Origin of the sequence: Vibrio mangrovi (assembly GCF_024346955.1) — a bacterium.
Taxonomy (GTDB): domain Bacteria; phylum Pseudomonadota; class Gammaproteobacteria; order Enterobacterales; family Vibrionaceae; genus Vibrio; species Vibrio mangrovi.
The window spans coordinates 825,711-848,026 of sequence record NZ_AP024884.1 but is presented as its reverse complement, the minus strand read 5'-3'; the positions used below and the strand labels follow the sequence as shown (position 1 = coordinate 848,026).

7 protein-coding genes are annotated in these 22,316 nt (G+C 42.0%); 6 read left to right on the top strand and 1 reads right to left on the bottom strand.

Annotated elements, in window-relative coordinates; all coding sequences use genetic code 11:
- Nucleotides 1-186: 186 nt before the first annotated feature.
- On the top strand, nt 187-2,550 hold the full coding sequence (locus OCU74_RS19905) for a penicillin acylase family protein (RefSeq protein ID WP_159457460.1): 2,364 nt from the start codon (nt 187-189) through the stop codon (nt 2,548-2,550).
- Between the two features lies 1 nt (nt 2,551).
- Nucleotides 2,552-4,273, top strand: a complete 1,722-nt coding sequence (locus OCU74_RS19900; RefSeq protein WP_159457459.1) for a cyclic peptide export ABC transporter — start codon at nt 2,552-2,554, stop codon at nt 4,271-4,273.
- 50 nt (nt 4,274-4,323) lie between these two features.
- Here the strand turns inward: OCU74_RS19900 and OCU74_RS19895 are convergent, their stop codons facing one another.
- Nucleotides 4,324-4,836 (bottom strand): SET domain-containing protein-lysine N-methyltransferase, encoded by a 513-nt coding sequence (locus OCU74_RS19895; protein ID WP_087482176.1) that lies wholly within the window; start codon nt 4,834-4,836, stop codon nt 4,324-4,326.
- A 298-nt stretch (nt 4,837-5,134) separates the two neighbouring features.
- Between OCU74_RS19895 and OCU74_RS19890 the strand changes: the two genes are divergently transcribed.
- From OCU74_RS19890 to OCU74_RS19875, 4 genes are all read left to right on the top strand, one after another.
- Complete coding sequence (locus tag OCU74_RS19890) at nt 5,135-6,595, top strand: condensation domain-containing protein (RefSeq protein WP_087482175.1); 1,461 nt, start codon at nt 5,135-5,137, stop codon at nt 6,593-6,595.
- A gap of 79 nt (nt 6,596-6,674) precedes the next feature.
- Nucleotides 6,675-8,291 carry a B12-binding domain-containing radical SAM protein gene (locus OCU74_RS19885; protein WP_087482174.1) on the top strand — a complete coding sequence of 539 codons (1,617 nt, stop codon included), beginning with the start codon at nt 6,675-6,677 and terminating at the stop codon, nt 8,289-8,291.
- Between the two features lie 84 nt (nt 8,292-8,375).
- The gene (locus OCU74_RS19880; RefSeq protein ID WP_087482173.1) at nt 8,376-14,120 is read left to right on the top strand and encodes an HAD-IIIC family phosphatase; all 5,745 of its coding nucleotides are present in this window, start codon (nt 8,376-8,378) and stop codon (nt 14,118-14,120) included.
- A gap of 2 nt (nt 14,121-14,122) precedes the next feature.
- A complete protein-coding gene (locus OCU74_RS19875; RefSeq protein WP_087482172.1) occupies nt 14,123-22,300 on the top strand; it encodes a non-ribosomal peptide synthetase in 8,178 nt (2,725 codons plus the stop codon).
- The last annotated feature ends 16 nt before the right edge of the window (nt 22,301-22,316 follow it).

The following is a 22,316-nucleotide window of genomic DNA, read 5'->3' as shown; positions in this document are numbered from 1 at the left end:
CGGATGTAGTGTAAACTACTACCATGTTTTATCAGTAATTATTCGGATTGTATGAGGTCGGTTTTTCCATTCAAATCCGTTAATACAAAATCTCACCAGAGCATCATGAAATTATTTCATCGCTTTCCCATCAGTTTCGGAATCATAATTTATTTCGTCCTACCCCTGATGATTATCGGTTCCATTTTGTACTTGCAATTAGCACGTAGTTTACCGCAGGCAGAAGCGACGCTTTCTTTTCCATCGCTGTCAGGTCATGTTGCTATCAACCGGGATGAACATGGTGTTGCCTATATTAAAGCTCAGTCGGAGCGGGATCTTTATTTTGCAATGGGTTTCGCTCATGCTTCTGATCGTATGTGGCAGATGGAAATTCAACGTCTGCTTGTTAAAGGTGAACTTAGCGAAGTTTTTGGCAGTGAATTTCTCCATCAGGATATATGGATGAAAACTCTCGACCTTGAACAGGCTGCTCAAAGTGCGTGGACAGCTTTATCTCACGATGCACAGGCATCGCTTGTTGCTTATAGTGCCGGGGTGAATGCCTGGCTATCAAGTCAGCAGCAATTACCTGTAGAATTCTTATCGTTGCCGGATTCTCCTGCTCCCTGGACTCCGATTGACTCTCTGGCATGGAGTAAGATGTTTGCCCTTAACCTGTCAGGAAATATGTTTAGTGAACTGACCCGTGCCGCCGCAAAATTTATACTTCCCACAGCAAATTTTAATGACATTTATCCTGAACCAGCTGAAGTTGCTCCTATTGATTTTGATCATCAGGATGTTGCGAAGTTATTTCCGTCATTTCTTGATTTAAAATGGTTTAATGAGTCGGTTTTAAAAAATGGAGGTATGAATGTTGGCAGTAACGGTTGGGTCATTTCATCTAAATTATCTCGTTCTGGCTTTCCTGTTTTGGTCAATGATCCTCATTTAGGATTACAAATTCCTTCTTTGTGGTATGTCGTTCATCAATCAGCCCCTGGATTTCAGGCTTCAGGAATGAGTCTGGTTGGTCTTCCTCTAATCATATTTGGAAAAAATGAAAATATTCTTTGGGGAGGGACGAATCTGCCCGCAGATATTCAGGATTTATATATTGAAAAAATTCATCCACAAAACCCTAATTTATATCTGTCTCAGGATGGCTCATGGAAGAAAGTGCAAGTTGTGACAAAAAAAATTCGTGTGAAAGCCAGATTTCCCGCGGTGTTGAGAGAACCTCTGAAGCCTGTTTCTGTTGATATTCGTTATACTGACAACGGGCCGATCATTAGTGATTTCGATAAAACAATTGATACAACATTTAGTTTTAAATGGACGGCTTTACTCCCGAAAGATACCTCTTATGAGGCTTTTTTTTCAATTACTCATGCCAGCAACTGGAATCAGTTTCAAACGGCTGTATCAAAGCTCAGAGCTCCGGCTCTCAACTTATTGTATGCTGATCGGGAAAATATCGGTTATATCAGTGCCGGTATGATTCCTATTCGCGGGAAAGGCCACGGTTTGGTGCCTGCACCCGGATGGGATCCTCTCTATAGTTGGAAAGGATTTATTCCTTCGCAAGAAATGCCCCGAGCGTTTAATCCGGCTTCTGGTATGATTGTTTCAGCGAATAATGATCTGAGTCCGGAAGATTATCCGTATTATATTTCGAATGAATGGGCCTTACCTCTCCGGGCTAAGCGAATTCAGTCTCTATTGACGGATACTCTGCATAAGCAAGGATATATAGATATAAAATCTCATAAAGAAATTCAGGCAGATCTATATGATGGTGGGTTGTACGCGCTAAGAGATACACTGGTCCAGATTGAAGTGGATACACGTAGAGAAAAAGAACTTATTTCTGCTTTAAAACACTGGGATGGGAATATGCGCCCAAATAGTGTTGCTGCGCTGCTTATTGCTGTATGGGTTCCGGAATTAAATAAAATGTTATTTGATGATGAATTTAGCCATAGTTACTTACAGGCAAAGCAGAGTGAACAGTTACGTTTAATGCTTCCAACAATGCCTTACACTTTGACGTTAAAGATACTTCGTGGAGAAACTCAGGCTGATTGGTGTGATAATATTGAAACTCTTCAACATGAAAGCTGCTCTGCGATTTTAGCCGAATCTTTTAAGCGCACACTGAAAAAACTGGATAAGTTGCTGGGAAGGGATATTCATCAGTGGCGTCTAGAGAAAGCGCTGCACTCTTCGTTTGAACATATTCCTTTTAGTCAGATTCGTCTGTTGGATCTGATTTTTACCCGGGAAGCTGCTCATGGTGGTGGTGGCAATAGTATTAATATTGCACCTTCAACATTTGTGAAGTCTAAAGGGTTAGTACAAAAATTTGGTTCCAGCTTTCGTCAGATAATGATGATTGGATCGGATAATACTCAGCACTTGTATATGAATTCAACCGGGCAATCAGGGAATGTTTTCAGCCGCCATTACGATGACATGATTCAGCCGTTTAATGCGGTGGACTATTATCGCTTACCTGCTGAACCTGAGCATGTACGCAGCCATTATCAATTGCAGCCAGAACCCTAATATGAAGCTTACATCACTTCTTTCATTATTCAGCCAGTATGCTCCTCATTCTATTTTCCTGTCAGTTCTTACTGGCTTAGGTGCTGGTTTTGCTTATTCGCTTGTAATTCCCCTTATTTTGCTGGTTTATACACCGGATCCATTAAGTCTGGAAACCGTTTCAAGTGGGCAAACCGTTATATGGAATATTGAGATCGCACACATCAAGATGGCTCTGGTATTTCTATTACTATGTCTATGTTTTTTAATTATGCGTATCTGTTCACAGGTTATATTCATGCGTGTTTCTTTGAATATTGCGAAAAAAATCAGAACAGATATTTATCATCGTATATTAAATACTTCGCTATCCAATATAGAATCATTTGGTAGTGCTCGGTTAATTGCTATGTTCTCAACAGATATAGGAAATATATGTATGGGAGCAAGAATGTTGCCGGATCTGATTGTCAGTGTTGTGACATTATCAGGAGCATTCATATTCTTATTTTTTCTGAATGTAAATATTTTTTGGTTTGTTATCTCATCTGTCATTATTGGTGCTATCACATATCAGTTACCTGCATTAGCCGGAAATGCCTTTTTAAGAAAATCCAGAAGTGAAACTGATTCATTATATATGAATATCAATAGCTTAGTGTATGGTGTAAAAGAGTTAAAGCTAGACAGAGAAAAAAGGCAGGATTTCTTACAGAACGATTTAATTGATAGTGAAGAGCGAGTTATTCTTGCCGATAGGAAAGCAAGAACAATTCATATTGTGGCAGCAAGTTATGGTGAGATATTTAGCTTATTTGTTATTGGTTGTATTGCATTCATATTTGTCAATTATACTTCAATTACAGTGACAGAATTAATTGGTGTGACGATGATTCTTTTATATATTGCCAGTCCTGTTGGAACGATCATGAATGCTGTCCCTATGCTCGCAATGGCGAAAATATCCTTAAGGAAAATTAATGATTCTTTACAGAATTTTCCTGATGAAAATGCAGGAAGTATAGAAAAGATTCCTGTATGGAATGCGATTCATTTTAGGGATGTTTACTTTCAGTACAAATTATCTTTGTCTAACTTGTCAGAACATGACGATGGTTTTTTGGTCGGACCTTTGAATTTTTCAATAAAGAAGGGAGAGGTTACCTTTATCGTTGGCGGCAATGGTTCAGGAAAATCTACGATAGGGAAGTTACTGACGTTGCATTATTCGGCTGATTCCGGTGAGATTTTTTTTGGGAGCGAGCTTATAAATCATCAGAATATGGATGCAGCCAGAAATAATATATCTGCAATTTATTCAGATTATTATCTCTTTAACCGATTGTTGGGCAATAGAACAATGGACTCATCAGAAGTTGAGTCACTGATGCGTGATTTTGGTTTGTCAGAGAAAGTACATCTTTCTGGTAATCGATTCAGTACGCTTTCTCTATCTGATGGGCAAAGAAAGCGGCTTGCTTTGCTGGTTTCTTACCTTGATGATAAACAGTTTTATCTGTTTGATGAGTGGGCAGCGGATCAGGATCCTACGTTTAAATCGATTTTTTATCATTCGATTTTACCGCATTTGAAAAAACAGAATAAAGCAATTGTTGTTATCAGCCATGATGACCGATATTTTGAGTTGGCAGATCAATTGATCGAAATGGAGGATGGTCAAATCGTACAAATAAGCAATTCACAACCAGAAAATCAGAACATTTTCTGCCTTACCACCCCGTAATATTTTGTCAGAATAATACAGTATGCTTATTTAGGGGTATAATATATTGTTTAGTTTGAAAATTTTTTACCTCTTATTTTCCCCCGACATTCAAAATGTCCACAGCAACAATCAAATTCTCTGAACAGTATATCTTCTGTTTGTTCATAATCCTGTGTAATAATATTACCGGGAGCTATAGGTTCAACTGCATAAAAAGCTAACTCACTTTGTTCAAAATAAATGTTTGGACGACATGAATGGGAAATTAACCCCGCAAACCATGGATCATAAATATGCTGGTTTGAACCTGACTGGACGGTATGTAAATCTGGTTCTGTAAATATTTTTAGTCTTGGTAGTTGCGCAATTTTCTGACCTGCCTGAAAGTGGATGTTAGCGATTATACAATAACCAAATTGTTCATGATTCATCACTGAAAATGTATTTTTATTAGCTTCTCCATTTATTTTACTGATATATTCCGGATAAATCCTTACTGATGATAAATGAAATGTATCTTTCCGGAAATGTGTATTATCAGGTGTTTTTTTACTCATTGGATTATTTTCGTTATCTGTCATGACCATTTTCATTCACACTGACTGAAAGGATATGTAGTATTTATATCAATAAGTTTCAATGTTCAATAGCAATTGTCATTTTTGTCTCTACCATTTTTGCATCAACGCTTGCTGAAGCGGCATTTAGGGAGTACAGGTCTAAAAAATCTTCATAAAAGTATTTAAATTCCAGTATATTAGAGGATTATGTCAATAAATTATTTCTTTGGGCATGATAGGATTCAGTGTCGATACCAGCTTCTTGCTCTTTGGGAGTATTCTGAGGCTGTCTGGAGTCTACACATAGGTGGAAATTTCAATGAAAAATATCAATGAAAGGATCGCAAAACTGCCACCGGAAAAAAGGGCGCTTTTTGAACAGAAGATGAAGGCGGCAGGTATTGAGTTTGACTTTGTTAGAATACCTCGGGCTGACAACAATGACTCCGTCCCGTTATCCTACAGCCAGAAACGGATATGGTATCAACAACAACTTGCTCCGACCAGCAATTACTATAACGAACCCATACTGGCGATTGATATTAAAAATGAGTTATCGGTGTCAGTATTACGCCAGGCGATCGATTTTATTGTTGAGCGGCATGAAGTTTTGCGTATGGCTTTTCCATCGATAGCCGGTCAGCCCATCACAATTGTGAAGTCGGTAGAACCTGTTCCTTTTATTGTTAAGGATCTCTCTCACTTATCTGAAACAGCACAGGAAGAAACTATCCAAGATATTCTGGAAGAAGAAGAGTCCCGACGATTTGACTTATCTCGGGGACCTTTGTTTTTTGTCACCTTAATTTGCCGTTCCCGTCATCATTTCCTGCTTTTGGTTTCGACACATCATATTGTATTCGATGGCTGGTCATTACGAATTTTGCTGAATGAGTTGCAGACAATTTATGTCAATTTGATTCAAAAAGGCACACCCGATTTGCGGCCGTTGCCAATTCAGTATCGGGATTATACTCAGTGGCAGAATACTCGTTTGACTGGGGAATATCTTGAACAATTAACGGATTACTGGACAAGTGTTGTGAGACATACAGAGTCGGATAATAAAGTTGTTCCTCCGGCTACCAGCTACTCAGGATGTTCTTTCAGGTTTTCTCTGGATGAAGGGACAACAGAACAGATACATGCGATGTGTCAGGAAGAAAACTGTACACTGTTTATGTTTTTGCATACCGTATTCAGCCTGTTTATTTATCAGCATTTTAAACTGCCCCATTTTAATATAGGTATTCCTGTATCGGGAAGGAACCATCCGGATACTGAAGAATTGATCGGTTTTTTTGTGAATACGCTCGTTATCGGGCATTCTTTTGAGCAGAGTATGAGTTTCCGGCAGCGCCTCAGGAGCGTTCGGCAACAAATTCTAAAAGCCTTTGAGCACGATGAGTTTCCCTTTGATCTACTGGTTCAGGCACTGGGTGTTGAGCGACTGTCCGGAGGAAGACAACCTCTGTTTCGTTTTATGCACGTACATCATAATTATCGACATGGGCATTATCAGCAGCACAGGAAAACAGTTCATTTGAATCTGTCAGAGAAGGGACATGATCAGTTACCTGTTATGACCCGGATGGATCTACCGAGTACTCAGGCAAAGTTTGAACTGACATTCATTAGTGACGATGCGTCTGCTGAGGCGCTGTTACTGGAGTTAAATTATGATCGGAGCCTCTTTGAATATGATGAAGTAAAAGCAATGGAAGACAGTCTGATGAATATTCTGCGTCAGTCTCTGGTTTCTGTGAATAATATAAGTTAAAGCCGTGGTTAAGATGACGAGTCGTCATGATGATTGCTGTTCGGGGTTGTGATTATATTTGTCCTGATAAGGGAGAATAATGACAAAAGCATTATTATTGGTTCCACACTTTTGGGATCCCGTGTGTGTCCCTTTGGGTGTTTCTTCACTGAAAGCCTGGGCTGAAATTTATGGTCATCAGGTCGATTTGTTTGATTTCAATACCGTTGCGGGCATATTTGATGCACAACGTCAGTACTTTGATGAAGGTAAAAAACAGTTTCCTGAGTGGAAACTCTGGAACATTGAACGTAATGGCACGGAAATGCTTGCACAGCATCAGATGGTCTATCTTTTTGCCGGGCGACGCAGCAACTACCGGGAACTTGTTGCCGAAGTCGTCAATTTGAGCGGCTTACCCCACAGTCAAGTTTTGGATCGTCTGAATACAGAACGTTTTGATGCTATTTTTGCCACACTCTATAAGCGTGTCCGACAACTTGTTGAAATATTAATAGCAAGATCGAAACCACAAGTTGTCGGATGTTCTTTGTACAATTCAACCTGGCCGGCCACTCTGTTTATTTTACGGGCAGTGAAGGAAATCTCTCCCGAGACCCGAACTGTTGTCGGTGGGCCTGGCCCTTTGATGGGGATTACCTCTAAAGAATCCGAAGTTATTGATTTTATCAATGCAAATGACTTTATCGATTATTTTATTATTGGTGAGGGAGAGGTTGCTTTAACCCATATACTAGATCACCCTGATTTACCGCGTGGTATTGTGGTTGCCAGTGAGCTGATGAACAGAGAGAAGCCACTGGCGATGTCTGAGCTGCCACTGCCGGATTATTCGGGACTCAGTGTAGATAAATACTTGCAACTGTCAGTTGCGGGTTCAAGAGGGTGCCCATTTGAATGCTCATTCTGTGCAGAAACGATCTTCTGGGATAAGTTTCGGCTTGCTGATGTATCGTTACTGACAGAACAAATTCTGACTTTGAAATCTAAATATCAGAGAGACTCATTTTATTTGTGTGATTCACTTGCCAATCCCATTATCAGCCAACTTACAGCCGATCTCTGTCGTTTAGGTGAGAATGTCAGGCTCGATAGTTATTTGCGTGCTGACAAAATCTGTACAAGTTTCAGTCGGACACGTAAATGGCGTGAAGGGGGATTGATCCGTGCCCGGTTAGGCATGGAATCAGCCAGTCAAAGATTACTCAATCAAATGAATAAAATGACAAATGTTGATCTGATGGCTGCGAGTCTACAGTCTCTTGCAACCAATGACATCATGACGAGTACTTTGTGGATTGTCGGATATCCGGGTGAGACTGATGATGAGTTTGACATGACATTAAAGTTTATCCGTGAAAACAAAAATTATATTTATCAGTCGGATGCGTGGTTGTTTCAATACCATCCTGAAGGTTTGGCCGGTTCCGGAGAGTTTCAGCAAATGAGTAAGAATAAATATCGCTTTAGTAATGAACTGAATCAATTGTTTGCCGTGTCGCCATATCAGTTAGAGCAGGGACTCTCTTTGCCTGAAAAATTTGATCGTTTAGAACGATTTGTTCAAGCGATGAACATATGTGAAATTCCTAATCCATATACGATGCATGAGTGGCATTTTGCCAGCCGTCGTTGGAAAGCCTTGCCGAGTGGTCGTAAGTGGGCAGATAAAAATATTGTCAGTTTTAATGTTTAACAAATTACCCTTTGATTTAAAATGTATTTCGTGAATGAGTACATGATCAGCGGTGAGTAAACCGATTTTGTAAGGTGTGGTGATATGTTCTATCCAGACATGGATGATTTCCCGACCCTCGGGCAGCGTTTAACACTTCATGCTAAAGAGCGGCCAAATCAAATTGCATATCGTTTTTTATCGGAGTCCGGAGAAGAGATTGAACATCTGACATATGCTTCTCTGAAGAGTCAGGCGATAAATTCAGCCCAATTGATTTGTCAGCATACTCAATCCCGAAAGCGGGTTCTGTTACTCTTGCCAACCGGACGGGAATATATTGTTGCGTTATGGGCATGCCTCTTCGCTGGTGTGATAGCGGTACCTTTATCCCGACCGGTGGGAAAACGAATGCTTCATCGTTTGCAAAATATTGCAATAGATACTCAGCCGGATTTAATTATCACCGAGGAAAAATGGTTACCGCATTTGTCGGTGTTGAGCCGTCAAAATCCGGCAATTATGCCAGTACAGATAATAACCTGCGAGCAACTACGAGCTTATGGGGAGACACCACAGGCAAGATGTACCACCGATACTCTGCCGGATGTTTCTCCGGATATGCCTGCGGTCATTCAGTATAGTTCCGGAACCACTGATGTTGAAAAAGGTGTTGTGCTGACGCACCGGAATATTGCTGTCAATCAGTATCAGATTTCCCAAAAGTTTAGAATTTTACCAGAAGATAAAATTGTATCCTGGTTGCCGCTACATCACGATATGGGTTTGATGGGGTGTGTTTTCCAGTCTTTGTATGCCGGCGCCACATGCATTCTCTTATCTCCGGAAAGTTTCAGTAAGCAGCCATTTCTCTGGTTGCAGACCATTTCTCGTTTTCAGGCTTCAATTTCAGGCGCTCCCGATTTTGCCTATCGGCTGTGTCTTTCATTACCGACGTGGCAAATTGAGCAACTTGATTTATCAAGCTGGCGGATTGCCTTTAATGGTGCAGAGCCTGTGCGGTATGACACGTTGACCCGGTTTTCCCGACTTTTGTCCCCTCAGGGGTTCCGGCAGGCTGCATTTGCTCCTTGCTATGGAATGGCCGAAGCAACATTACTGGTTGCAATAGATGCTTCTGATTCCGCGTTTCATACATTACAGCTTGATAGAGAGGCATTACAACAGAATCAGATTGTTATCTGTGACCATGAAAGCAGAGATAGCGGTATCAATGATGAAGATATTGTATCGAACTATGTCGTGAGTTGTGGGACGGTATGTGAACATCTTGACCTGAGCATTGTTATCCCGGGAACTTCAAAACCAGCCAGTGAATTGGAAGTCGGCGAAATATTGATTGCCGGGGACAATGTGACTCAGGGATATTGGGGGAATATCGATACAGATCGAATTACTTTTCCGCATCACAGGAACGGATATCTCAGAACTGGAGATCTGGGTTTTGTTTATGCCGGAGAGTTGTATATTACCGGCAGAGTGAAAGATTTAATGATTATTCATGGCCGGAATTATTATCCGGCGGATATTGAGTATACGCTTATTGAACAGATAGCTACTGTGAATCGTGCTGTTGTTTGGTGTGAGCCTTCAGATGTTGCCGGAGAGATTGACGCAGGTCTGACTGTGATTATAGAAACATCCCGTAAGCTGGATGTCGGCCCGCTGTTTTCACAGGTGAAGCGTGTGATTGGTATGCAGTATGAGCTTACCGTCGAAAGAATCATTGTGACTTGCAAAGGTGGAATTCCGGTGACGACCAGTGGAAAAGTAAAACGCTGGCAGTGCCAGGAATGGCTCGAACAGAAGCTTTTCAAGGTGGTAGCTGATAGCCGGGAGGTTTTGCCTGATTCTCCTGCTTTATCTCAGAAAGAGCCGATAATCTCCATGGACGCTGTAACCGTGAGTGTCCATGAGGTACTGCAACATATACTCCATCTTCCCGCAATTGAGAATGAGCAACACTTCTTTGAAATGGGCGGAACATCGCTAAAAGCTTCTCTGGCCGTTGCTGAATTAGAAAAAAAATTAAATCAGCCGATTCGACTTGAGTGGCTTTTGCATAGTGATTCAATTTGTGATTTTATTGCATCGATAAGGCAGTATCAGCAACAGGCGTCTTCTTCTACATTATTATGTATCACGGATGTGGCCCGAAAGCGGGCAACCGACAGAAAGCTGCATGAGCATTATCCACTCTCTCTCGCACAAAAACGAATGTGGATTCTGGAGCAGCTTCATCCTGGAAATCCATTCTATATTACAGCGACAGAAACTACACTTAATCAACCTCTGGACTATCAGGCTTTTTATCAGGCTGGGCAAATACTGCTGCAAAAGCACGAAATTTTGAGAGCCAGATTTCACGATGAATCTGACAGCTTTAACGGTATCACACATCAGTCCTTTTCATCACAGGCGGTATTCAATTGTTCTTTTATCCGGCTTGATCAAGATTCTCCGGATAATCAGCCTGACCGATTGAAAAATATTATCAATTCTCAGGTATTAAAACCTTTTGATTTTTCGAATGAGGACGCGTTTCGAGCTGTTGTTATTGCACTCACGAAAACGCACTACAAAATATATCTGGTTACCCACCATCTTGTTTGTGATGGTTATGCGTTGAGTTTGTTATTTCAGGAATTGAGATCTCTCTATCAACAATTATTGATCAAACGGGGAAAAACGGAACAAACAGACGGGTGTCCGGAAATGGTAGATCTTTCTGGAGACTTACCAGATCTTGTTCCACTTCCGGTTCAGTATCGTGACTATGTCCAGTGGCAGCAGCTTATGATGGAATGTACTGATTTTTGGTCGGAACATGAAAATTACTGGCACACTCGCTATGCACAACCTTTACCCGAACGTCTGAATATTGCAGATTTTCCCATTTCGGAACACGGAAGTACTCAGGCAAGCCCATTTTCCCGAGGGAGTGAATTTACGATAACGTTACCTGTAGATTTAAGTCGTCGTTTAAGTGATCTTGCTCATGAGCGTAAAATGAGTTTATTTATTCTTATGCTCACCGCTCTGAAAGTACTGGTTTCTTTACGGAGTGGGCAACAGGATGTTGTGATTGGTACCGCTGTGTCTGGTAGAGATCAGGCAGAATTGTCTGACATGATTGGATGCTTCATTAATTTCCTGCCCCTGAGAACTGAAATTCATCTGACAGATACATGGGATGAGCTGTTGGCGAAAGTTAACTCTACGGTTGTCGGCGCAATTGAACATCAGGCTTACCCCTATGAAAAATTGCATGAATATATTCAGCAAGTTAATCATAAGATGAGTGGTTCGGAGGGCGGTTTATCTGTTTATAGTGTCGGTTTTTGGTTTCATGATTACGCGGTACCGGCGCTACTTCCTGATAGTCACTCAAAGCTGCTCCCGACAGATTCTGCGAGTCTGGATCTAAGAGTTGTTGTAATTGAACGTGGCGAAGAGCTTGACCTGACATTTGAATATATTCCACAGCGGTTGAAAGTTCAGACGGTTGAGAATCTTTCGGCTACATATGTTGCATTACTGAACCGGCTTATCGATCAACAAGACCAGCCGGTTCAATCTTCTGAAGGCAATAGTCTTATGTCGTTTCAGGCCAAAGAAAGTCAACCTGAAATGACGGTACAGTTACTCTCCAGCTTCAATGCGGCGCCTATTGGTAAGATCTTGCCTTATATATTCAGTCAGATTGGTCTGGGTGCAAAGATTAATTTGCACGCTTCTTCGTTCCTGTTTGATCAGGTTCTGACTCATCAGAACTCGTTAGTTCAGAATCTGGAAGATATTCATGTTTTTTTATTCAGGCCGGAAGATTGGTTTGATAAACAACGGATACTGACATCCGATGTATCGACATTAGTTGAACAATCGGTAGTGATAATTCAATCGTTGATTGCTGCATTGACCGACTTTGCTGAAATGGTTCATGCACCGGTGTATGTCGGTTTATGCGAGACGACCGTTGACTCGCTTTCCGGTCATCATCAGTGGCAGCAATACATCCACAGGATTCAGACACAACTGAGTCATTGTTCTGTGTTGAATCTTCTTCCTCTTCATTTGGATAAAACCGCGTTTGCTGAAGCAATAGAGCGTGATACCGGATTCGGACTATCTGATGATGGCTTGCCTGAGTTTCCTTATAAGGACAGCGGCTATGCAGATATCAGTAAAGTCATTGCCCGGAGTGTCTATGCGCAACAAAAAGTGCAGCGTAAAGTCATTGTGGTTGATTGTGATAACACATTATGGGATGGGAGTTGTGCTGAAGATGGTTGGGAAAATATCCGGATAACCCCGGCGAGAAAGCGAATACAGACTTTCTTGCTTGAAATGAAGCAACGAGGTTATCTGCTGGCAATTTGTAGCCACAATCTGTTCAGTGATGTTCAACAGGTGTTCGAACATCATCATGAGATGTTGTTGTCATGGGATGACTTTGTTGCAACGCGGATTGACTGGCAACCTAAATCTGCTGGTTTAGTATCTCTGGCCGATGAATTTAATTTGGGAATTGATTCTTTTATATTAATTGATGACTCAGCCATAAATTGCACCTTAGTACGGGAAAATTGTCCGGAAGTCTTTGTTTTGGAACTACCGGAAAATGGCGAGATTGCTGCAGAACAGCTTCTGGGTTCCTGGGAATTTGATCGTATAGAGCAATCGGGAGAGAGTGACCTATCCCGGACCCAGCAATATCACGATAATCGACAAAGAATGACCCTGCGCCATCAGGTTGCGAGACTCGATGAGTTTCTGCATAACATCGAGCAGCGTATCGATATTTCTGAGGTTGATGATGTACATCGTCCTCACCAGCTATGTCTGCGAGTGAATCAGTTTAATACCAGCTATCAACGCTTTTCGATCAGTCAGTTACAGAGAATGGTTGAATCGTCCCACTATATTCTGAAAAAGGTCTGTGTTTCTGATCGTTTCGGAGACATGGGAGAAGTCGGTTTCTTTATTGCCAGACCACAGAATCAGCAGTTGATTATTGAGTCATTTTTGCTGAGTTGCCGGGCTTTGGGAAGAACAGTCGAAGTTGCGATGCTGGAAGATTTACTCCGGATTGCTACAGAGCGAGGTTTAGAAACGCTGACGTTAAGGGTGATGAGGAAAGCCCGGAATGAACCCGCCAGAATATTTGCTGCCCGCTATTTTGGCTTGAGTAAAAGTTTTGGCTTGAGTGAAAGTGATGAGTTCAGCGAATGCGAAAACGGAGAACTGTCCCGGTTTGAACTAAGCCGGACTCTTGAAGAAATTCGTTCAGATCTGGCAGCGATATCTGATAGTGAAATCACGCAACAAAACGATTTACACATTAGCACATTGAAATACAGGCCAATGACGACTTCTGAGATTGTTCCACTGGCTGATGCAACACAGTTATTTACGGTGAAATATCAATCTTCTGAACTGTTGGCAGAAGAGGTTTTCAGTCAGACAGCTGTTCTTCCTGCTTCTGGGCAGTCAGAGTATGTGCCTCCGCAAACCGATATGGAAAGAATGTTGGCCGATATATGGCAGAATATTTTGGGATGTGAGTCTCCGGGGATTCAGGATAATTTTTTTGCCGCCGGATATAATTCTCTGGAAGCGACTCGTGTGATTGCCCGTATCAGAAAACAGACGGGAATTGCCATGAATCAGGCTGATCTTCTGGAGTTCCCAACGATATTTATGTTAGCACAACATATTGAAAATAAATTAAAACAATGGGCTGATAGCGAGACACATCAGCAGTTGCTAGAACAAGCTGCTTTATTGAGCGACGATGAGCTTGATGCTCTTTTATATCAGGACGAATAAAGATGTCTAAAAAAAATGATAAGTTGAGCCACTTAACCGAACAGCAGCGTGCCCTGTTAACTTTAAAATTACAACAGAAGAATATGGCAAAGGCAAAGTCACAAGGAAATTCTGTTTCTTCTGGTCATGATAAATTGAATAATGCGACTTCTGCTGAATTGGGATTATGGCTTCAGGAAAGTATCCATTCTGATTCTGCATATAATGAGTCAATGACACTTGAGCTAAAGGGACATTTGCATTTAGAAGCACTTCAGTTGGCTCTGGAACAGATTGTTGCCGAGCAACCGGCACTGAGAAGCCGATTTGAATCTTCTACAGATGAGCAGGGTGATCTGATTGTTACGCAGTATATTGAGCCTCAGGGGAAAGTTTCTTTATCGGTTTTGACTGTTCATTCTGAAGACGACCCGGAAGAATTGGCAAAGCAACAGGCGCGTCAGGGGTTTCAACTGGATCTGGCTCCGTTATGGCGGGTACAACTACTACGATTCAATGAACATTTGCATTGGCTGAATATTACTGTTCATCATATTATTTTTGATGGTTATTCACAGTCCCTATTTCTGGGTGATCTATGTACTTATTATAATGCCTGTGTCGCTGGGCAGCCGGCTGAAATATCTGTTCGGGATGATGAATATCGTTTATTGAGAGAAAAGCAACATCGGGCGACGAATGAAGAAAATTTAATCGACGAGCGGGAATACTGGCTCAACCGGTTGAAAGATGTACCTCCTCAAAGTTTACCGCTGAATCCGGATCAACGACAGAAGAATAGTTTCCGGGCTTCAGTCAGTCATATCCATTTTGAACCGTTATTGGTTAAAAAATTAACTGCATTTGCACGTGAACAGAACACAACGTTATACACATTATTGCTCTCCGCATATTATCTGCTTGTTTTCCACTATAGCCGTCAGCAAGATATTACGGTTGGAATTGATGTTACAAACCGAGATATAGCAGGTAGTGAAAATTTTATCGGATGTTTCGTAAATCAATTGGTCATGCGTCATGAACTGGCGTTGGGTGATGACTTTGCTACTTTTTTACACCAGCTTCAATCCTCTCTTGCCGATGCCTACCGTTATCAGACCATGCCATATGAAAGTCTGATCAGATTATTCTCCGATCAGCGTTCTCCATATCAATCCCCTTTATTCCGCAGTAAATTCATGATGTATCATCAGCCGGAAGAAGGTTTTGAGTTTGCCGATCTTGATGTCAAACTGAAGACATATCATGCGGGTTACTGCCCGTTTGATCTGGCTTTTAGTTTTGAAGAGTTCACGGGAGAGTTACGGGGAAGTGTTGAGTTCAGCTGTGACATATTTACTGCACAATCTATTGAGCAGATGATCAATCACTATCATGATTTACTCGGGCAGATTATCGAAGCACCGGAAAAATCTTTGTCTGAATATCAGCAATTAACAGCAACAGAAAGACAACGTTTACTCATTGAATATAATCAAACACAAGTTGATATCGGTTGTCCGATTCCTGTGAACCAGTTATTTGAAAAATATGCAGAAGAACAGCCGGAACAGATTGCGCTTGTTACACCAGATACACAACTCAGTTATGGGGAAATAAATACCAGAGCAAATCAGTTAAGCCATTATTTAATTTCTCTGGGTGTCCAGAAAGATATTACAGTGGGTATTCATCTGGAGCGGGGAAGTGACTTCATTATCTGTATTCTGGCAATATTGAAAGCCGGAGGTGCATATATTCCGATCGAGACAACTTTGCCGGAGAAACGAATAGAGCGTTTACTTGATAGCTCAGAAACTCATCTGGTAATTTCATCCCGCCAATGGTCTCATCAGTTACCGGCAGGATTATTATTTCATATCGATCTGGACACTGACAAAGATGAAATTTCGGTTCAGTCCACAATAAATCCAGATGTGCAGATTTCACCGGATGATCTGGCGTATGTCATCTATACGTCGGGTACAACAGGTGAACCCAAAGGTGTAATGATCGAGCATCGCAATTTATATCATCTTGCCTGCTGGCAGCAGCGGTATTTTTCGATCGGTCCTGGCAATCATATTTCACAAATGTCTTCAATTAGTTTTGACGGCTCGGTTGGTGAAATATGTATGGCACTGTTTCATGGCGCTACCCTCTATATGATGGACTGGGGACAACTGAATGGCACCGCGCTTTTAACCGCCGTAAAAGAGTATCGCATTGATGTAATGGTTACGGTTCCTTCGCTTCTTGCGAATTTTACTCCGGAAGAGTTGGCTGTTCACCCTGGCCTGACAATTGTCTGTGTGGGGGAAGTTTGTTCCACCGAACTGGCGAAACAGTGGTGTGACAGAGTGCATTTCATTAATGCTTACGGGCCAACAGAATATACTGTTTACTCTCATTTATTTCAATGTAACCCACGTCAGCCTCTACCCGTTCATATGAATCGGGTACCGATTGGCACGGCAATTGATAATACTCAGACTTATATTCTGGATGAACAGTTACGAGTGCTGCCCGAAGAGGTTGTCGGGGAACTTTACATTGCCGGATATGGTATTGCGAGAGGATATCTGAATGAACCTGAGCAAACCGGACTGCGCTTTTTAGACAATCCGTTTTTAGCCATAGACAGTCCGTTTTTAGCCATAGATCAGGCGTCAGGAAATTCCGGGGAAAAGTCGCAAATCGTGAAAGCGGCATCTTTTCCTGAAGGTAAGATGTACCGTACTGGCGATCTTGCCTACTATCAGAGAGATGGCCAGATTCAAATTGTCGGACGTATCGACCATCAGGTGAAGTTTAAGGGTTTCCGGGTGGATTTATCTGAAATTGAACAGTCTCTGAAACAACACCCGGATATACGAAATTGTGCGGTGATTGCTGAAAAAAGTGTTGAACAGACCGTGTCACGTCTGCTTGCTATTGTACAATTGAAGCCTGACAGCACTCTGACAATGAAAGAAAATATCGGTGATGTTTTACACCGCTTTCTTGCCAGTCGACTCCCGCATTTTATGCTACCCCAGATCTTCATCGGGATTGAAAATCTTCCGTTGATGAGTAGTGGAAAAATCGATAGAAACCGGCTGGAAAGTCAGTTCAGCGGATATGTTTCTGAATTATCAGCTTCTCTTTCTGATGAGATTATATTTGAGTCAGAGCAGGAAGCCCTGATAGCTGATGTCTGGCAAAAAGTACTTAAAGTTAACCGGATTCGCCGGACTGATAATTTCTTTCAGGTGGGGGGCGATTCAATTCGGGTTTTGCAGGTGATTGCCCGATTACAAGAACATCATATAGAGTTACAGGCTGAACATTTCTTTGAATGCCCGACGATTGCAGAACTTGTCACAAAGATCAAATCGGTTCCGCTGTCATTACATCACCCGGACTTTGCAAAAAGTGGCCCGGTAGGACCAGCTCAGGCATGGTTTTTTCAACAGTTTTGTCAACAACAGCCTTATCAACAACAACCTTACCAACAACAACCTTACCAACAACAAAGTGCTAGCCAACAGGATCCACTACAAGAAAATACATACTATTGGGAAGTCAGTCTCGATCTTACGCAACCTCTCGATACTCAGCATCTTCCTGTGATCGTGAAAGTTTTATGTAAACGCCACGCTGCTTTATCGACGGCATTTAGCTGTGAAGAGGGAAACTGGACTCAGTATCCGCGCTCTATCGCTGAAATTGACAGTGACACTTACAAATATGTCCATTTGATTGAATATTCTGGTGCAGAAGACGCCCAAGATCTAAAAGCACAGATCCGGCATATTGCGGCTAATCTCGATATCCGCACCGGTCGCTTGTTGCAGCTGATTGTCTTAGATGAGAAGGGTAGTGCCGGAAAGCTCATTTTTATTATCCATCATCTGGCGGTTGACCTGCTTTCTATCGATATCCTGTTACAGGATTTTACTCAGATCTATCAACAAATGTGTGCCGGACATTTATCCGATGTTCGTTTGTCTGACATACATAGCGAGCGGCTTGCAAATACAGAACGTCTGGCTTATCTGCATTGGTCGCAGCAGGTTGATCGACAAAAACAGGGTAACAAACACTCATATGTAGCGGGTAATGTCGCGGTGAAACAAGACAAAGGCCTGAAGTCAGCCTCTGAACCCATGCAGCAAATCTGGGCCATCGACTTATCTGCTGCGGGTATCTCAATGTCTGAACTGTCAAAATGTTATCAGGTCTCTGGGCAGGTTTTGATCAGTTACGTTTTGATTGGTGCTTTGCAGAATAGTTTGCGCGCTGAATCATGCTTTGATGTGCATGTAGAGCAACAGGGGCGGTATAGTGAAAGAACTAACGTAAATGTTGGGAATGCGGTTGGATGGTTTACCCGGTTGCAGACAATATCGGTTGAGTCGGATAAACATATGAGTTTGATGACGATTAAAAAACAGTTAAGTCATATGCCTGATCATCAGAAAGAGTCTCTTCCCGCTCAGGTAGCAATCAACTATCTGGGAGAGCCGGATCAACAGTTCTCAGACAGTACATTATTTAATCTTCAGTCATCATCATTTCATTTAGTTGGTAGTGAATTGCAACCTTTGCCATATTGGTTGACATTTGACAGTTATATTCGTGCCGGGCAGTTGGAAATTTTAGTGAAGTATGATGGCTTACAGCTAAGTGTACAGGAACTCCGTCAACTGGAGCTGGCGATCCATAAGCAGTTTACAGTATTAAAGTATCAGGAAGAGCTGGCGTTCACGGTCCGTATTGAAGATTTCCCTTTAGCAGCTTCAGTTGTAGAACAGCAATCTGCTAATTTTTTGCCCCAACTGATGCAGAATGTTGGTCGTATCGACGATCTTTATCCGTTGTCTCCTATGCAAAGTGGGATTCTTTTTCAATCATTGCTGATGCCTGACTCTGGGATATATATCAATCAGATTGGCTGGAAGATTGAAGGGGCGTTATTACCAGAGCAATTGATTCGGGTGTGGCAGAGCGTGATGTCGGAATACGTTAATCTGCATAATGGTTTTATCTGGGAAAACCTGAGTCAACCGCTTCAATTCAATTCAGGGATACGGGATGTTCCATATACGGTAGAAGACTGGCGGAATTTGCCAACGGTAGTACAACGGCAGCGGCTGGAAAAATTTGCTTTTACCGTCCGGGAGCAAGGATTCGATTTATCTAGACCACCGTTGCAACATTTATTTATTGCTCGTCTGTCAGAAAAGACTTGTCAGGTTTTGTGGAGTATTCACCACCTGCTGGTAGATGGGTGGTCAACCTCAATCCTGATCGATAAAGTTCTCAGACGTCTTAGACAAATGAGCTTGAGTGAGCCGTGGCATGGGAATTTGTCTAAAGCTGATGCGGACTCAGACATTCCGGATTACTCGGATTTTATTAAACAGGTGATACATCGCCAGGATAAGGTATGCTCTCAGGATTTCTGGTGTTCATATCTTGCAAAACCTTTGCAACCAAACCGACTGTTAACTTCTTCACTTCGTCATAATCATACATGGCGAGCTTCACAATGGCAGCGTCGGACAATCCGGTTTTCAGATGAACAAACCCGTTCTCTGATCCAATTAGCACAAGATCAACAGTTAACCCTCAATACTGTGATTCAGGGGGCGTGGGGGATTTTATCCTGTCAGCGGAATGCTATGAATGATGTTGTATTCGGGCAGGTATTCTCCGGGAGAAATCTGATGTCGGGTCAGGCTGCTCAGGCCGTCGGTTTATTCATCAATATGTTACCTGTTCGGATTTCGGTGAACAGGATGCAAACCATTGCATCGTATCTGCAACAGGTTCATTTGACGACGAGTCAGTTGCAACGATATGAAGCAGACTCGCTACATGACATTCAGCAATGGGCGGGCATCGGGCAGATGACTGAGTTGTTTGATGCAGTATTGGTTTTTGAAAACTATCCTGTTGCTGACCTATCAGGTCAGGCGCATGAACTGGCGAGAGTCTTTGATATTGAAGTTTACGAGCAGACGAATTTTCCTCTGGCAGTGATGGGGCATGTACTGGAAGATTTACACGGTCAGTATTTATCTTTTGATTTCATTTATAACCGCGATCTGTTTTCTGAGTCAGATCAAGCCGGAGAAATTGTGGAAGTATTGAGCCGGGACTTTGAACAAATTCTGATTCAATTGACCGGGTTTGATGATGATATGTCCAAATTTTTTCAGTATGAACTTTCTCTGAGTCATGATTTATTGCAGCTTTCCCAATCTCCGGATCCTGATGTGATTGGCGATGATCATGCGATGAACCTGATAGAGTTATTCGATGCTCAGGTCAGGAAAACCCCCTCGGCCATGGCACTCAAAAGTGATCTTGGCCAGATGACTTTTTCACAATTAAATGCTTATGCTCATTCACTGGCGAATTACATGCTGGAATACGGAGTTACTCCCGGAGAAGTCGTTGCTATTAATATGACTCGTTCAATGGACGCCATTGTCAGTATTATTGCAACTCTGAAATTGGGATGTATTTATTTACCGATCGAACATAATGCGCCTATAAAACGGCAAAACTATATACTTGAACATGCCGGATGTCACCGGATGCTTTGTGATTCTGATTATTTACCGAAAAATAACCAGATTACTGATAAAGTTCATTGTATCTTGTATCGTGATTTCGAGAATATACTTCATGAAAAAAGAATGGCGGATAGTTTCGAGTCAGTTGGTCTCCAGTGCCGGCGGGATATTCCCCGCAACAGAGATGCTTGTCTGATATATACGTCTGGTTCTCAGGGGCAGCCTAAAGGAGTATTGCTACCTCATTCGGCAATCATTAACCGTTTAACATGGATGTGGAATCGCTTTCCGTATTCAGTACAAGATATCTGCTGTCAGAAGACATCTCTCAGTTTTGTTGATTCGATTTGTGAATTATTTAGCCCGTTATTGCAGGGAATTCCTCTATTTATTTTTAGTGCTGAGCAGGTAAAAGATCCATATCGCATGATAGAAATCTTACAGCAGGAAAGAGTCACTCATCTTGTTCTGGTACCATCGCTACTTAAAACTTTGATTGATCAGGCACCTGAGAAAATTCAAAAGCTGACGTATTTAAATCGTTGGATCGTCAGTGGTGAAATCTTCCCCTCATCGTTATATCGCAGGTTAAAGCAATTGCTACCGAATGTGACGGTGCTCAATTTGTATGGCTGTACTGAAGTCATGGCTGATGTCTGCTGTTTTGATGCTTCAAGTGATTCATTTCTGACTGAGAGTGTTCCGATAGGGCGGGCGATTTCGGGGAATGAGGTTTATTTGTTGGATGAAAATTTATGTCATACGGTGGTTGGCGACATCGGAGAGATCTATGTTGCCGGTAAAAATCTGGCAAGTGGATATATTCACGATTCATCACTTACTGAGACCGTATTTATTGATAATCCGTTTCCCCGGACATCGGGTTTGCCACGAGACGGAGAACGCATGTATCGAACTGGTGATCTTGCACGTCGTTTACCTGATGGGACACTGGAATTTATCGGCCGCCGTGACCGGCAGTTCAAACTGCGAGGTCTGCGTCTGGAGCCAGAAGAAATCGAGACAATTCTCATATCTGATCATCGTATTCATAAAATAGCGGTTATTCCACGGGAGTTTATGGAATACCCCGATCTGATTGCCTTTTATCAGTCAGTTGATGCCAGTCCTTTGTCAGAGTCGATTTTTCGGGAATTGCTAGATAGTCAGTTGGCGAGTGCTTTGTGGCCGAGCCAATGGATTTATCTGGATGAGTGGCCTGTTTTAGCCAGTGGTAAAACTGATTATCAGGTACTTAAGCATCGGTTGGAAATGAAACAACGAGAATTTATCGGTGATGACGGCGATGTGAACATCTTTGATCAGGTGAAGCAATTATGGCAGCAGGTGTTACAAAAAGAGATTGCTGATGTAGATAAAACATTTTTCGAGCTTGGCGGCAACTCGCTATCCCTGATTCAGTTACATGGTTTGTTAAGGCAGAAAATTACACAAGATATTCAACTGGCCGATTTACTGCAGTATCCGAGTATTCGCACTTTCTCTGCCTACCTGACGCCTTCTTCTTACACTGATGATCGTCATGACGGAGATGATAAGAATCCGCGTAACCGGGGAGAAATCAGGCGAAAAGCAGCTCACCGAAGATATAGGCATACACATCATACAAATTGAATGTGGAAGCATTTTT